The following is a 12,958-nucleotide window of genomic DNA, read 5'->3' on the forward strand; positions in this document are numbered from 1 at the left end:
TCATAATCACTCCTATTCAGCAACTTTTTTCCACCTTATAGCGATAGAACTATTGGGATTAACACTATTATTTAAAAAATTAAAAGGTGCTGTAATTCTAAATTTCTTATAGTTTTCCTCTGAATCAGTGTCCCTCATATAAGTTAACATATCTTCATCATTTATATTAGATCCATCTCCAGCTAATACATTTATCATATTTCCTCTTTCCATATCAATTGGATGAACTAATGTAATCGGAGAAAATTGATGCTTCTTGTGGTCCCATCTTGAACCTTCTACATTACACTTGTCCATGAACATATTAGTTGAGTAAAAGCCAGGATAATGTGGTTGATATGGCATTCCTATTTTATTGGCAATCATACATACATCAGTTATACCAGTTGCAGTTCTTTGGCCATATGGATTACTATAGCCAGGTTCAACATCTGAGGATACTGTTATACCAAAATTATATTCATCATCTGTATAAGCTGAATCTTCTATAGGTTTTAAAGCTCCAATATAACAATATCCAGTTAAATAATTATTGTATGGGGACACATCAGCAGACGGATCACCTCTGAGCACTAAATTTATACTATCTTTTGTAACAGTAATCCAGTATTCAACAGGTAGAAAATCTTTTATTTCTGATTGTAGATTTCTATACCATGCTAATCTATAATTGTAACTTTTTTGGATATCATTAGGAATAGATATATCATCACCTGCAGCATTTAATTTATCTGATATCTGAATTCTTATATTATTTATTGCAAGCCCTTTTGTCATAGCATTTACATAATCACTGTATCCACTTCCCGATACGTCAGGATTTTCTCCTGCCATTATCTCTAAAACCTCTGCATCAGTTCTTGTCTTATTATAATATCCTCCACTTCCATTTGGAGTACTATAAGAATGTAAATCTTGAAATTTCTTTATAATTTGTTTATCTTTCAAGCTTAAATCCATAGGTTCTCTACTAAATTTCACGTAAAAGGTCTTTCCATATGATGTAGTAGCTTTTATTATGCATGTATCATCTTGATTGGAAGTTGAAAAAACAGTTTGAACTTTATCTGTACTGCTACCATCTGCAATTAAGTTTATTGTAGATCCATCAATTGCTGCACCAACTTTATCTATACTATCTGGAATTACTAAATCCCATTTATAAATTCCTGCATTTTGAGTTATTTCAGTTATAATTGATCTCATTAAGTTTTTCACGCTAGTATTACCTTCAATACAGTAAAAATCCTCCGTTACTGCCATCTAATTACCTCCTTCTATATATTCCAAATCAATTGTGCATTGCCTGCTGTTGCCACTTAAATTGTGCAAAATAAAATAAATAGGAGTGTTAGCATTTACTTTATAATAAGTATTAAAGTATTTATGCTCTCCTATTTCTTTGGTTGTGGCACTGTCTATTATTCTGTTCTTATTTATTTCAACGCTGTATCTATCTTCTTTTTTCCAGCCTGTCTGATTTAAATGTATTCCTGATAAATACACATCTTTATCAAAAATAAATTCATTCTTGTAATCTCCAACTATGGCAGGAACATCAAGCAACGCTCCCTGAATTTTTTGAGTACCTGTATATTTTCCTAATATAAATTGTTCTATCTTATTTTTAAGTCCTTTGTACTTTTCATCTGGCAGCAAAGCTTCTATTTCACTTAATAAAGATTCCAAATTTCCAGTGTTTAATTGAGGATATTCTCCTTTCATTGCATCATCTATAAGCTTCAGCAAATCTTTCTTTAATTGATCCGTCAATTCATCAAAATTTATAATATACTTTGGCAAACTCATTTTATGAATCCTCCAATATGTTAAAATCTACCCATAGTATCTTAGAAGAGCCACTTACATTATTAAATACAAAGTATATTTTTTGACCTGTAGTTACTGGATAAAAAACATTGAAGAACTTATTTTCTCCATACTCTTTAGTCCTGACACCAATAAATAACTCTATATCTTCTACTTTTAAATCCCATGTATCCTGAAAATTCCATGCTGATTGAGATGTAGTTATTCCAGTTATTCTTCCACTAGCAGGTATGGCAAATTCCATAGTATGTGCTCCTTCAACAGCTGGAACCTGAAGCATTTCTCCATATATTTTCTGTGTTCCACTTATACCTAAATTTCCTGATAATCCATCAAGCTTAACTCCTAGAGCATTTAATGCATTAATCAGATCTGTATAATTAACACCTTGTATCTTATCTCTTATTTGAGTAAGCAAATCCTCCATTTTATCTGTAGGTACTGTTATAGTTCCAATATCAACATTAACTCCATTTTCAAGATAAGCTTTTATTGCATCCGCCAGCTCATCAAAGTTTATTACATAACTTGGTAAACTCAATTAAATCACTCCCTTACACCTCGGTTATAGTATCAACTAAATTATCTGATCCCTTATTAATCTGTATTGTATCAGTGCTGCCATCAGGATAAGTTGTTTTTATTTGATATACTTTTCCACTGCCATCTCTTATAAGTTCTTCTGACCATTGATCTGAATCAGTGCCATATATACATTTAACTACCTTTTTTGTATCAGAATCTCTTATTAGTTGTATTGGATATTCAACAAGTTTACCGGTATACGGCTGCTCCCCTGTATCAACAGAAATCTTATTACCTACATTTCTCTTTCTAAGCTCCTGATTTAATATATAAACAACAGGATTTCTAAAATTGTTAAATCCCATACCAGACATTTTAACTTGCCTCCTTTATAAGACCAGAGTCAAGAAGTTTAGGGAGTGTATATATTTTATTTTTATCTTTCATACCTTGAAGCTGCAAAGTATTTGTATATCCATTGTCAGCATCCACTTCCGTATCTATTCCAACTACCAAATAATATCCTGGGACTGTATTATCTCTTAATAATTTTACTACTTGTCCTATATCAATATCCTTATTACCTAAAGTAGGAAGTATTGTCAAAGGAGTACTGTTTCTCCAATAATCTAGGAACTGCCATCCTGCTACAGCTTTTCTTTTTTCTTGTGTATTGGCCAATGGATTATCTATTATGTCATACCATTTCTCATCATTAAGATATTCTGTCATAGATGTATCTTCAAATTTATCAAAAGCAATATAATCTTGATTCTTAATTTTTACACTACACGTTATCTTGAGGATATTTTTCATTAAAGATGCATCTCTTCCAGCAGTATCAGAAGAATTATTGACAGAATCCCTGTACACCCAATCAAAATGATTTGCATCTCCACCACCTTCAATGTAAGGTGGATACTGTTCTTCTAAATATATAGTTCCATTCTTCCCACATCTTACAGATGCATGCATTGTTTCTATGAAATTTTGTATAACATCCATAAAAACAGTACCATCAGCTATGGTTAAATTTGAAATACTATAATTAGTACCACCTGAGCGATAAAAACTTAGTCCAACTCTTCTAACTAAATCTGAAATAACATCTGCAGCTGTAGTAGCACCATATTTTATCTGTCCATCACATACATTCAAAAGTCTATAAAACATATCATGGCAGGTCAAGGTTATAGTCTTATCCTGCTCATTGTATTCATACTTTTTAATAATTCCTGAAAACTGACATACAACATCAAACCATATTTCAATCCTGGCGAAGTTATCTATTATTCCAGAATTACCTCCTTGAAATGCTGCAATTGGAAGTTTTTCATATTCTGCTATTATTGTAGCTTCTGATACCTGTGTATCTTTGGCCCTATTTATTCTTATACTTACAAGGCTATTTCTAAGTATTATTTTATCTGCATCTGCAGTACCATAACTTATATAACCTTTCTTCTTGTATATCTCTACTCTAAAATCCATTATCATCACTCACCCAACCGGAAACATCATGATTACATAAAAGATGTATGGCTATATAATATATATCTCCCTCCACAGGAGTTGATGGTTCAAATTGTTCTTGTATATAGCCTTTATAGGTAACATCAAATTCATTAATCAATGTAAGCCTTTCAAAATATCTATTCAAGAACATCAGATAGGTTTCTACATTCTTTTGTGTCTCTTCATCAGTCTCACCTTTAACTTGAAATGCTAAAGTGCATTCAATTATACAATCACTTTTAAAATTCTGCTGAAATTGGGTGTACCCTGAAATAGTTCTAACACCTTTTCTGTAATATGCAGGATAAGGAGGCTTGTAATTGGTTATAATTGCACCTGTGTCAGTTCCATCATCATATAAAAGCTGTATGTTAAACTCTTTTAATCTTTCACGCATAGGAAGATGCCTCCTTATTTCTAATCTCTTATTACATCATTCATAAAGAAATCTACTAATCCATTTTTAAGTGAAGTCTTAGTCATTGATTTTACTTCATCTGTAAGTTTTGCAGTGCCTTTTTCTCCAGTGTCTGATACAGTTACATATAAATTTATCTTTGGATCAAAATTAAGTAATTTAGCTCCCATATTGTTGCTTAATTTTCCAGTATTACTACTTCCATAAGCACCATTTAATGCAATGTTATCAATTCCATGAAAATCAGGTTTTGTATTACCCAATTTTTTGATACCGTTTGCCAAGGCCATAAATCTCTGCTTTATAGGGTTCTGCATCTTATCTACTCCATTTATATACCCTTGTCCTGTATTTACACCAAATTCGTCAAAAACAGTTGAAGGAGAATGTATGCCCAGTACAGCCTTAAAAGTATTTTTTATAGAATTAGCTATTGATGTTACTTTATTTTTTATTTTACTTCCCATGCTACTTATACCATTAAATAAGCCTTCAAAAATAAATTTTCCTATCGATTTAAAAGCTCCACCAAGTCCTGAAAATATTGCCTTCCACCCTTTTACAACCATTCCTAAAAACTTTCCAAAACCAGTAAATATATTCTTCCATCCTGCAACAAGCTTACCTAACACTCCACTAAAGTCTGTAAAAATTAATTTCCATCCTTTAATTGACTTGGAGAAAAAACTTCCAATAGATTTAAATATATTTTTTATAGCATTCCCAAAAGCAGATGCATATTTTTTAAATCCATTCCAATGCTTTATGACCTCATATACTATTAATCCAATTCCAGCTATTATACCTATTGTTATAAGTACTGGAGGATTGATAAGTGCAGGGAGAGCTGAAAAAACACTTGCGGCTGATCTTAATCCTCTAAATATAGTCCCTACTGTTCTCACTGCGTTACCAATTTTTCTCATAGCTCCAACTACTGCCATTGTTGATGTTATGAACTTGCTGAATATAATCATTGTAGGTCCAAAAGCAGCTGCTATAATTCCTAGATAAACAATTGCAGTTTGAATAGGCCTTGGTAAATTAGAAAATCCATTAGCAAGCTTGCCTATAAAATCTGCAGCTTTTCTTATACCTGGTGCAAGGACATCTCCAATTCTTATACCCATAGTTTCTATTGAACCTTTCATTCCTTCAATAGCGCCTTTAAGGTTGTTTTGCATGGTATCAGCCATCTTTTTTCCTTCACCATCACAGTTTTTAAGTCCTTTTTCAAGGCTTCTAAACTTATCTGGTCCCTGATCCACCAATGCTAACATTCCACTCATAGCTTCTTTTCCAAAAAGAGTTTCCATCGTACTAGCTTTCTGCTGTTGTGTTAATCCAGAAGTTTTATCTTTTAATTGCTGTATTACATCTCCTAATGGAAGCATTTTCCCATGTGCATCAAAGAAATTCATTCCCAATTCTTCCATAGTTTTAGATGCACGTTTAGTAGGACTTGCAAGATTAGTCAATGCACTCCTTAAAGTTGTACCTGCTTGAGAACCCTTAATTCCTGCATTACTAAGAAGTCCTATTGCAGCTGTAGTATCTTCAAAAGAAATTCCAAGAGAATGAGCTACTGGAGCAATGTACTTCATAGCTTCTCCAGTGTCTGTTATTCCTGCGTTAGTATCTGCTGCGGTTTTAGCCAATACGTCTGCAACATGAGTAGCCTGGCCAGCTTCCATTCCAAAACCTCTAAGAGAACTTCCTGCTATATCAGATGCAGTTGCTATATCAACATCTCCTGCAGCTGCCAAGCTTAGCATACCCGGCATGGCTTCCAATATCTCATTTGTTTTAAACCCAGCTGATGCTAAATTTTCTTGACCTTCAGCTGCTTCAGTAGCACTAAATGAAGTATCTGCTCCAAGTTTTATAGCCTGTTCTCTTAATTTATTAAATCCATTTCCTGTTGCACCACTTATAGCTTGAACCTTTGACATTTGTGCTTCAAAATCCATTGAAGTTTTTACAGCTGCTGCACCAACTCCAACAAGAGGTAATGTCACTGCTTTAGTAGCATTGGAACCAACAGTATTCATTGCACCACTTAAACTTTTAATCCTTGTTTCAGCAGAATTATTTGAATTCATAAACTGTTTCATTTGTTGGCCTGCACTGCTAAGTCCATTTGCAAACCTTGAAGTGTCCAGCTCCATAAAAGCAACTACTGAGCCTGCATTTATTGCCATTCTATTACCTCCTTACATTATTTTCTAAATGTATTTACCAAATTTTTGTAGAATTATCACCTTAAAGGAGGTGGTACTACATGAGATCCATAGGTTTGAATTCAAAACGACTTCTTGAAATTGCTATAGCCGAACATTCTTGTTGTTTAGATAAAAAACTCGAATCAGTTAATAATAATAAAAATATTCCTCAAAATTTAAAATCAATTATTGCTGAAAGAGAAGCTATATTGCAGGCTATTGCCAAGATGATTGAAGAAAATAATAAAGCTATTTTCTTATCTCTAAAAAACAATGATATTATCAAAGACACAGTAAATCCATAGCTCTATTTATGGTTACTTCTAAAAGCCGGCTTTCATATAAAAGAACTTGTTTTTCTTTTTTTGTCTTTGCTAGAGCAGCTTTTATTTTAAATTTATTCACACTATTTAGAGCACATTTCAGTTGCTCCTGAACTGATCCTTCAGGATTAACTACCCTGTGCTCTATTTTTTTAACCTGTTGTTTCACATCTTTGTACAAGCTCATTACCTCCTTTTAGTGCATAAGAAAAGCACCTACTATAAAAGTAAGTGCTCCATTTTAAGCTGTTTTCTTTATTTTTGTTGATATTTTAATAATGCCATCAAATAATCTTATCATATAACTTTTAACCTTTTCTGATTTAACATTATTATGGGAAATCCATTGATTTTTCATATCCATTATTTCATTAGTTGTAAAATGTTCTAATAAATATACTCCATATTTCATTGTAATATCTTTAAGCTCCATATTTAGCTTTTTATTATGTTCTATCTTGTCTACAACAGCAGTATCAATTCCATTCTTTTCACAAACTATTCTATATATGGACATCTTTATTGCCTCCCCCATCTTGAGATCATCAGCAATAAATTTGCAAGCTTGAAGTTGCTCTAAAACTGGTGCTTTACTTTGTGATACTGGACTTTCTATCTTAAAATATTCTTCAATCTTTCTTACAACATCTTCTGATAAATTCAATAAATCTATTAGCTTGTATACTCCCTGTTTTGAAATAACAATCAAGGAACCTATCCATGGAGAAAAATTGTTTTCTTTTTTAAACTTTTTAAGTTCGTTGGCTTCCAATAAAAAATAGTCAATACCAATAGTAAAATGTTTATTGCTCCTAACTATATAACTGATATTATGAACTGAGGTTTCTGTAAGAAATTCTAAATCCTTAAACACCATTACTAGGCTACCGTTGTAAAACTTCTTAATCATCTTGTATGACTCTTGAATTTTTGACTGCTCAGATTTCTCCGTTGAATACACTCCTGTTTTTCTTATTGATGGAAGCACTTCATCGGCTACCCAATCTGAAAATTTTTCAGCATTAGGTTTATTGCTTTTAAAAGCTAATTTATAAACTCCACTCTCTGTAAGAAATTTCTCACCTGCGTTATTTAACTTGATTAATATTCATTTTAGATAAATAATTTCTAACTGTACTTTCTGCCATTTCTAAACAATTACCTACATGATATGGATTAAAATAAATAACACCATTCAATTCAAAAACTTCTACATGTTGTTCTTCAAATATCATTAAATTATTTTCCATATTATACCCTCTCTTTCAATTTTTATTTCATTGAGTGAGATTATTAACTATGATATAATATTTCATAGGGAGTAATCTCTAAATGAGATAGTCTGTAATCGCCAAATTACAAGAGAGACTATCTCATCTATTTTTTACCTAGTTCGCCATACAAATCCTTTTTAATGAGTCCTACTATATAATCTTTAAGTGAAATCCCCTTTTTAGCAATATTTATTTTTATATCTTTATGCAAATTATCGTCAATTCGTATGGTAATAGTTTTTTCTGCCATATTTTCACCTCCTGCATTTAGTATATACTGCAATACTGCAAATGTCAAGAGGCTAAATATTTTGCATCTAAAAAAGAACCACTTAAGTGATTCTTTTTAGTTATCCGTAATAGCTATAATAAAACATTAATCCAGTTAATAGAAAATAGAATGACGTCGCTAAACCATATAACATGCCAGCTTGCCATCTCTTTCTAAAAAGTATGGGTTTAATCATAGACATTATAAACAATATAAAAAAGAAAATCGTAACACAAAAAAGTATCCATTTAATCATAATGTCCCTCCAAAATAACTTAACTTATTAATCAGCAGGATTACCTTTATTGGTATAAGTTATTGGAACATCTTTACCAGGTATCTTATCTCCTCTTAATGTTAATTCGCTTTCATTTACAAATATTACTACTTCAGCATTCCAGGTATCCCACAGCTTGCCATAATAATCTTTAGTAGGTTGTCCGCCCTCGCCATCATTAAATCCACTAAGTTGTCTTATCCCACTATCTATTAAACTTTTAGCATTTTGTTCATTTAATGGCACTTTTGTTTGTATTGCTATCTTAATAGTGCTTTTGTCTTTATGCACTCCTACCCCTGCATCTCTGACAAGCTCATTCTGTTTCAACGTTTTAACTGTTAAATCAATAGCTTGTTGAGTAGGCGCTATTAAAGCCTGTTTCTTTTCTGTGGTGTCACCACAAGCAGTTACACCTATGAGCAATATCCCAGTTAAAATTATTCCTAATAATCTTTTCATATCCATGACCCTCCAAATTATTATATTTTTATTGTGCGGTAAACGAAGTTTGTGCCTTAGCATTTCCAGCAGTTACATCTATATTTACTGGAAAACCAGAGGTAGATGTTCCTATCTTAATTGGGATTATTGCTTTTCCATTGTTTCCTATTACTCCAGTATAGGGTGTGGTAGTTGTTTTATAATTACATATAGCAGTTACTTTACTTCCTGGAAGTCCAGTAACAGTTAAATGTATAATAGAATTTTTCCTAGGACTGTGATTATCCAAAGAAACATTTATGTTATTATTAGCTGGAGTAGTATTCTTAGTATTTGCAACAACGGGAACTATTTTTCCTGAATCAATACTGTTTTGTAAATTATCAAGGTCTTTTTGTAGATCGCTAAGTCCCTTTTGTAAATCACTATTATTTGTAATAGGTATACTTACATAATTGGAATTAGCCGTTGTGGCCTTAACCGGTGTAACATTTCCACTTACTGTTGGTGGCTGCCAATTTGAACTAGCAATCCTTTCACTTTGGTCTTTGAAATAAGCCTGTTGAGCATTATAGTCTAAAAGTATAGATCCGAAAAACAATAACAAGCAAATAATACCAGGTACACCATATCCTAATACAGCCTGCCACTTTTTTTTGAATAATATTGGATTAAGTATCATAGATTTTGCAAACATTATTAAAAGTACAATTCCAATTAAATATAATATCCACATAATAACATTCCTCAATTAGATAAATTTTACTATATTGTAACAAAATATTCATATCTTGTCCAATAATTGCTATAGTAATTTATTATGCTTCATCATCCATTTAATTGTATCTTCATTGCTATTTGTAGTGATATGTTTCTTGTCATCCCATTTAGGTGTTCTTGGTTTTTCTTTAGAAAGTTCACTCAATATATAATCACACGCTTCATCAAAACAGAAGGCATCATAATCATTTTTTATGCTTAAAATTTGACTTGGCCTTATTTTGTAGGCCTTTGACATCACTATTACTGATAGCACCCTTTGTGATCTTACGAAAGGATTTTAACCCTTCCACCCCCTGCTGGCTGTAGGCCCAAAGTTCAAATTTCTGCACATCCGTGAGCTTTAAACCTGCTTCTTTTAATTGCTCTATACTCGGCTCAACCAGAGTATTTTCGCAAATTATATCTATTATTTTCCCATATTCTTTTAAGTCTATTTTTTGAATATCTTCCTGATAAAATAACTTTCTTGCTACTCCTAAAAGCTGATTAGGTATTTCTCCACTTTGGCATAGTCCCAAAATTGAAAGTCTTTTTACTCTTACCCGAATAAGTTTATCGCCAGCAAAAGGCTGCAATTCTATCACTTCTGTAGACTGATTTTTTAATTCTTCCATACTTGTTACTTTTAATTCATCCATTTAAAACCCTCCTATGCTGTAGTAAACTCAACTGTTACTGATGTTGTATTGCCACTTCCATCAGCTTTTCTTATGGATGCCGCAGTAGCTTGATAAGTTACACCAGCGCTTATACTTGTAGGCACAAAAGTAATAATCTTTTTAGTTATATCCATAGTTACATCACCTGGAACAACTGATCCATCTGATTTTTTAGTAACTTTAAAATTGATACCTATTACGTCTGCATCATTTACAGCATCAGCAAATGTCCATGTTACCTTACAATCTGTTCCTATAGTAACTCCCGGAGTTCCCGTAGATTCATCTGGAGTAGTAGGTGCTGGCGGACTAGGTACTGTTGCACTAGTATCTCCTCCGGTGCTTGTTTCTCCATCAGGTAATGTATCTACAAAAGTAATATATACAGGCTTTTCGCCTTTCTTTGGCCTGCTAGTTGATTCAAATTCAGGTACATAGAACTTTCCATCCTCAAATTGAAATTCAACTGGTGTTCCCTTATTATGCTTAAAAGAGAATTGTACATATCTAAGCGTTGATGAATCATAATCTTTTTCTTCGCTGTATAAATTCAATGTATATGGAGTTTTATTTACTGCTTTTCCTACTTCTGCACCCTCATATCCCATTGGAGTTGAAGTACCTCCATCCACTAATGCCATAGTTTCAGGAGAGAATGTATTATCTGTAAGTTTTATATTATATCCAATACAGATATCTTCAGTTCTATTCATAGCAAGTACTCTATTTTTTACCCTAAGTATGTCTTCTTTACCCTTACTTAGATCAGGTTTTGCATCTGCTTTTTCAGCAGTATCAAAAATAAATGCTTCACCTGTTATTTCGTTTATTATCTCTGCCAACGCTATATTAGCAATTGGCAAAGATGAAGTTTCAGTCTCTGACATTATATTTTACCTCCTCAATCTTTGAAATGTTTGATATTCAACTGTTTGCGTATATCCATTTACTGTATCGTCTAAAACAACGGGTGTAATATTCCCTGTAGGTCTTATATAATCTTTTAATTCACTTAAAAAATCTTGAATCTGTGTAGTATATGGTTCCATGCTTGAATAATTTGTTTTAGGACAGTAAATAATTATATCTAATGTCTGAGATCCTATTTTATTACTGCCCTGAAATCCCATAGTTCCAGTATTTTTTACTACAATATAAGAAGATGTACATTTCCCTTCGTGTTGTGCTGGAGAATACACATCCACCCCTTTACTTTTGAGTAATAAAAAAACACGTTCCCATACGGTACGCGGCGTGTATGTTCCATTTATATAATTTTGCAATGTATCTCCTGGAACTGCATATTTAAAACTAATTTCTGCCATAACATCACCTTATTTTAAAAGATTAGCCATGCCACTAATAAATTCAGGAGTAAGCTTCCTAACTGTAGGCCTTAATATTGCATACTTGCCCTCATTAGCAAGTTCCAATTGAGAAAAAGAAGGAGCTACCTCCATACCAACTTCATCGTCTGAACTTGTACCTTTTGCATGAGCTAGTTCAAGATATGGAGAGTAATTCATATTTCCAGCTACAAAGGCACTACATTTATTTTTATCTTCCCATTTGAATCCACCTTTTATAGTCTGTCTTGCATTCCCTGTTCTATCTTTCCATTTAGCATTATTCTTAGCATAACCTTCCATCTTTTTACCGGAACTGTCACAATAAATCCCCACTGCAGCTTTCACTTTTCCATTTACTCCACCACTTCCACTAGCAATTTTCTTCAAGAAGTCAGATGCATCAAACTTAAAACCATCCATAATTCTCATTCCTTCCTTTTCAAGTAAGTATCCCAGACAATATCTTCAATGTTACCCTTATCAATTATTTCATATATAACATCATCAAGTTTAAAATAATCATGCTCTTTTATTTTTTTAACTTCATCATCTAATATAAATAAAAGCCTATCTTCATAGTTTCTGTTTAAATTTGCTCCATCATTTATAAAATTGGTTATATAAGTACCACCTTTATGATAATATCCTTTGACAGTACAAACATATTGATCTTCTTCATATTCTCCAAATATATTCTCGCCTTTTCTTAGAATTATTATATCCTTCATAAATGGAGCAACTTTTCTTACGAGTTGTCTCCTTATTCTCTGTTTTTTAGTTTCATCCCATCTCATTGGCCGTCAGCTCTCTTCATGATAGTAATATATTGAGGTGCTGGCTTAAACTGTTTTGCAAGTGCAAGCCAGTATTCTCTATTACTAGAAAGTTTTATATCAGACAATGTAAGCGAATCATCTGCTACAGCTTTTTTCATGCATCCTTCATAACTTGCAGCTTGTATATCTCCATTATTTTTATCCAGCAATAACTGCAGGTCCTCATCATCAAAATAAGGATACTCTTTCTCTTGTAGATTGAATTTTAATATATCTAAATCACTAGTCATAT

Annotated in this window: 19 protein-coding genes and 2 pseudogenes; 1 reads left to right on the top strand and 20 read right to left on the bottom strand. The window is 32.5% G+C overall.

Translation table 11 applies throughout. The features are described 5' to 3' along the window. Positions 1–12: 12 nt before the first annotated feature. The 7 genes and pseudogenes from J418_RS0112085 to J418_RS0112115 all read right to left on the bottom strand — a co-directional run bounded on the left by J418_RS0112085 (position 13) and on the right by J418_RS0112115 (position 6,489). Positions 13–1,263, bottom strand: a complete 1,251-nt coding sequence (locus tag J418_RS0112085; protein WP_017895693.1) for a hypothetical protein — start codon at positions 1,261–1,263, stop codon at positions 13–15. Between the two features lie 9 nt (positions 1,264–1,272). Continuing rightward, positions 1,273–1,809 (bottom strand): annotated as a pseudogene (locus J418_RS15665) (hypothetical protein); the annotation flags it as partial. 1 nt (position 1,810) lies between these two features. Continuing rightward, positions 1,811–2,371 carry a hypothetical protein gene (locus tag J418_RS0112095; RefSeq protein WP_017895695.1) on the bottom strand — a complete coding sequence of 187 codons (561 nt, stop codon included), beginning with the start codon at positions 2,369–2,371 and terminating at the stop codon, positions 1,811–1,813. 13 nt (positions 2,372–2,384) lie between these two features. Next, the gene (locus tag J418_RS0112100) at positions 2,385–2,729 is read right to left on the bottom strand and encodes a hypothetical protein (RefSeq protein WP_017895696.1); all 345 of its coding nucleotides are present in this window, start codon (positions 2,727–2,729) and stop codon (positions 2,385–2,387) included. A gap of 1 nt (position 2,730) precedes the next feature. After that, on the bottom strand, positions 2,731–3,846 hold the full coding sequence (locus J418_RS0112105; protein WP_017895697.1) for an XkdQ/YqbQ family protein: 1,116 nt from the start codon (positions 3,844–3,846) through the stop codon (positions 2,731–2,733). After that, entirely contained in the window at positions 3,836–4,267 is a 432-nt protein-coding gene (locus J418_RS0112110; protein ID WP_017895698.1) for a hypothetical protein, read from the bottom strand. The genes J418_RS0112105 and J418_RS0112110 overlap by 11 nt, the downstream gene beginning before the upstream one ends. A 20-nt stretch (positions 4,268–4,287) precedes the next feature. After that, complete coding sequence (locus J418_RS0112115; RefSeq protein ID WP_017895699.1) at positions 4,288–6,489, bottom strand: phage tail tape measure protein; 2,202 nt, start codon at positions 6,487–6,489, stop codon at positions 4,288–4,290. An 80-nt stretch (positions 6,490–6,569) separates the two neighbouring features. Here J418_RS0112115 and J418_RS0112120 point away from each other — a divergent pair, with 80 nt between their 5' ends. After that, the gene (locus J418_RS0112120; RefSeq protein ID WP_017895700.1) at positions 6,570–6,815 is read left to right on the top strand and encodes a hypothetical protein; all 246 of its coding nucleotides are present in this window, start codon (positions 6,570–6,572) and stop codon (positions 6,813–6,815) included. Here the strand turns inward: J418_RS0112120 and J418_RS0112125 are convergent. The 13 genes and pseudogenes from J418_RS0112125 to J418_RS0112185 all read right to left on the bottom strand — a co-directional run bounded on the left by J418_RS0112125 (position 6,793) and on the right by J418_RS0112185 (position 12,956). Then, positions 6,793–7,014 carry a hypothetical protein gene (locus J418_RS0112125; RefSeq protein WP_017895701.1) on the bottom strand — a complete coding sequence of 74 codons (222 nt, stop codon included), beginning with the start codon at positions 7,012–7,014 and terminating at the stop codon, positions 6,793–6,795. The two genes, J418_RS0112120 and J418_RS0112125, sit on opposite strands and share 23 nt — an antisense overlap. Positions 7,015–7,074: 60 nt before the next feature. After that, entirely contained in the window at positions 7,075–7,821 is a 747-nt protein-coding gene (locus tag J418_RS16200; protein WP_017895702.1) for a hypothetical protein, read from the bottom strand. 36 nt (positions 7,822–7,857) lie between these two features. Then, positions 7,858–7,941 (bottom strand): annotated as a pseudogene (locus J418_RS17105) (hypothetical protein); the annotation flags it as partial. Then, positions 7,922–8,083 (bottom strand): hypothetical protein, encoded by a 162-nt coding sequence (locus J418_RS16880; RefSeq protein ID WP_017895703.1) that lies wholly within the window; start codon positions 8,081–8,083, stop codon positions 7,922–7,924. The pseudogene J418_RS17105 and the gene J418_RS16880, both read right to left, overlap by 20 nt. 127 nt (positions 8,084–8,210) lie before the next feature. Next, positions 8,211–8,357: a toxin-antitoxin system HicB family antitoxin gene (locus J418_RS16425; RefSeq protein WP_017895704.1), complete on the bottom strand. Its 147-nt coding sequence runs from the start codon at positions 8,355–8,357 to the stop codon at positions 8,211–8,213. 304 nt (positions 8,358–8,661) lie between these two features. Continuing rightward, positions 8,662–9,117, bottom strand: a complete 456-nt coding sequence (locus J418_RS0112145) for a hypothetical protein (protein WP_017895706.1) — start codon at positions 9,115–9,117, stop codon at positions 8,662–8,664. Between the two features lie 28 nt (positions 9,118–9,145). Next, positions 9,146–9,835 carry a hypothetical protein gene (locus J418_RS0112150; protein WP_017895707.1) on the bottom strand — a complete coding sequence of 230 codons (690 nt, stop codon included), beginning with the start codon at positions 9,833–9,835 and terminating at the stop codon, positions 9,146–9,148. A 229-nt stretch (positions 9,836–10,064) separates the two neighbouring features. Next, a complete protein-coding gene (locus J418_RS0112160) occupies positions 10,065–10,520 on the bottom strand; it encodes a hypothetical protein (protein WP_017895709.1) in 456 nt (151 codons plus the stop codon). A gap of 11 nt (positions 10,521–10,531) precedes the next feature. Beyond that, a complete protein-coding gene (locus tag J418_RS0112165) occupies positions 10,532–11,428 on the bottom strand; it encodes a hypothetical protein (protein WP_017895710.1) in 897 nt (298 codons plus the stop codon). Between the two features lie 6 nt (positions 11,429–11,434). Further along, the gene (locus J418_RS0112170) at positions 11,435–11,866 is read right to left on the bottom strand and encodes a hypothetical protein (protein WP_017895711.1); all 432 of its coding nucleotides are present in this window, start codon (positions 11,864–11,866) and stop codon (positions 11,435–11,437) included. Positions 11,867–11,875: 9 nt separating this feature from the next. Beyond that, complete coding sequence (locus tag J418_RS0112175) at positions 11,876–12,310, bottom strand: hypothetical protein (RefSeq protein ID WP_017895712.1); 435 nt, start codon at positions 12,308–12,310, stop codon at positions 11,876–11,878. Positions 12,311–12,315: 5 nt separating this feature from the next. After that, positions 12,316–12,684 carry a hypothetical protein gene (locus J418_RS0112180; RefSeq protein WP_017895713.1) on the bottom strand — a complete coding sequence of 123 codons (369 nt, stop codon included), beginning with the start codon at positions 12,682–12,684 and terminating at the stop codon, positions 12,316–12,318. Continuing rightward, on the bottom strand, positions 12,681–12,956 hold the full coding sequence (locus tag J418_RS0112185; protein WP_017895714.1) for a hypothetical protein: 276 nt from the start codon (positions 12,954–12,956) through the stop codon (positions 12,681–12,683). The genes J418_RS0112180 and J418_RS0112185 overlap by 4 nt, the downstream gene beginning before the upstream one ends. Between the last annotated feature and the right edge of the window lie 2 nt (positions 12,957–12,958).

It is taken from the genome of Clostridium tyrobutyricum DSM 2637 = ATCC 25755 = JCM 11008 (assembly GCF_000359585.1).
Taxonomy (GTDB): Bacteria; Bacillota; Clostridia; order Clostridiales; family Clostridiaceae; genus Clostridium_B; species Clostridium_B tyrobutyricum.

What these genes read in the sequence shown, in the direction of transcription:
- J418_RS0112085 (WP_017895693.1), bottom strand. Translation starts at nt 1,263, where the DNA reads ATGGCAGTAACGGAGGATTTTTACTGTATTGAAGGTAATACTAGCGTG.
- J418_RS0112100 (WP_017895696.1), bottom strand. Translation starts at nt 2,729, where the DNA reads ATGTCTGGTATGGGATTTAACAATTTTAGAAATCCTGTTGTTTATATA.
- J418_RS0112105 (WP_017895697.1), bottom strand. Translation starts at nt 3,846, where the DNA reads ATGGATTTTAGAGTAGAGATATACAAGAAGAAAGGTTATATAAGTTAT.
- J418_RS0112110 (WP_017895698.1), bottom strand. Translation starts at nt 4,267, where the DNA reads ATGCGTGAAAGATTAAAAGAGTTTAACATACAGCTTTTATATGATGAT.
- J418_RS0112115 (WP_017895699.1), bottom strand. Translation starts at nt 6,489, where the DNA reads ATGGCAATAAATGCAGGCTCAGTAGTTGCTTTTATGGAGCTGGACACT.
- J418_RS0112120 (WP_017895700.1), top strand. Translation starts at nt 6,570, where the DNA reads ATGAGATCCATAGGTTTGAATTCAAAACGACTTCTTGAAATTGCTATA.
- J418_RS16880 (WP_017895703.1), bottom strand. Translation starts at nt 8,083, where the DNA reads ATGGAAAATAATTTAATGATATTTGAAGAACAACATGTAGAAGTTTTT.
- J418_RS16425 (WP_017895704.1), bottom strand. Translation starts at nt 8,357, where the DNA reads ATGGCAGAAAAAACTATTACCATACGAATTGACGATAATTTGCATAAA.
- J418_RS0112145 (WP_017895706.1), bottom strand. Translation starts at nt 9,117, where the DNA reads ATGAAAAGATTATTAGGAATAATTTTAACTGGGATATTGCTCATAGGT.
- J418_RS0112150 (WP_017895707.1), bottom strand. Translation starts at nt 9,835, where the DNA reads ATGTGGATATTATATTTAATTGGAATTGTACTTTTAATAATGTTTGCA.
- J418_RS0112160 (WP_017895709.1), bottom strand. Translation starts at nt 10,520, where the DNA reads ATGGATGAATTAAAAGTAACAAGTATGGAAGAATTAAAAAATCAGTCT.
- J418_RS0112165 (WP_017895710.1), bottom strand. Translation starts at nt 11,428, where the DNA reads ATGTCAGAGACTGAAACTTCATCTTTGCCAATTGCTAATATAGCGTTG.
- J418_RS0112170 (WP_017895711.1), bottom strand. Translation starts at nt 11,866, where the DNA reads ATGGCAGAAATTAGTTTTAAATATGCAGTTCCAGGAGATACATTGCAA.
- J418_RS0112175 (WP_017895712.1), bottom strand. Translation starts at nt 12,310, where the DNA reads ATGGATGGTTTTAAGTTTGATGCATCTGACTTCTTGAAGAAAATTGCT.
- J418_RS0112180 (WP_017895713.1), bottom strand. Translation starts at nt 12,684, where the DNA reads ATGAGATGGGATGAAACTAAAAAACAGAGAATAAGGAGACAACTCGTA.
- J418_RS0112185 (WP_017895714.1), bottom strand. Translation starts at nt 12,956, where the DNA reads ATGACTAGTGATTTAGATATATTAAAATTCAATCTACAAGAGAAAGAG.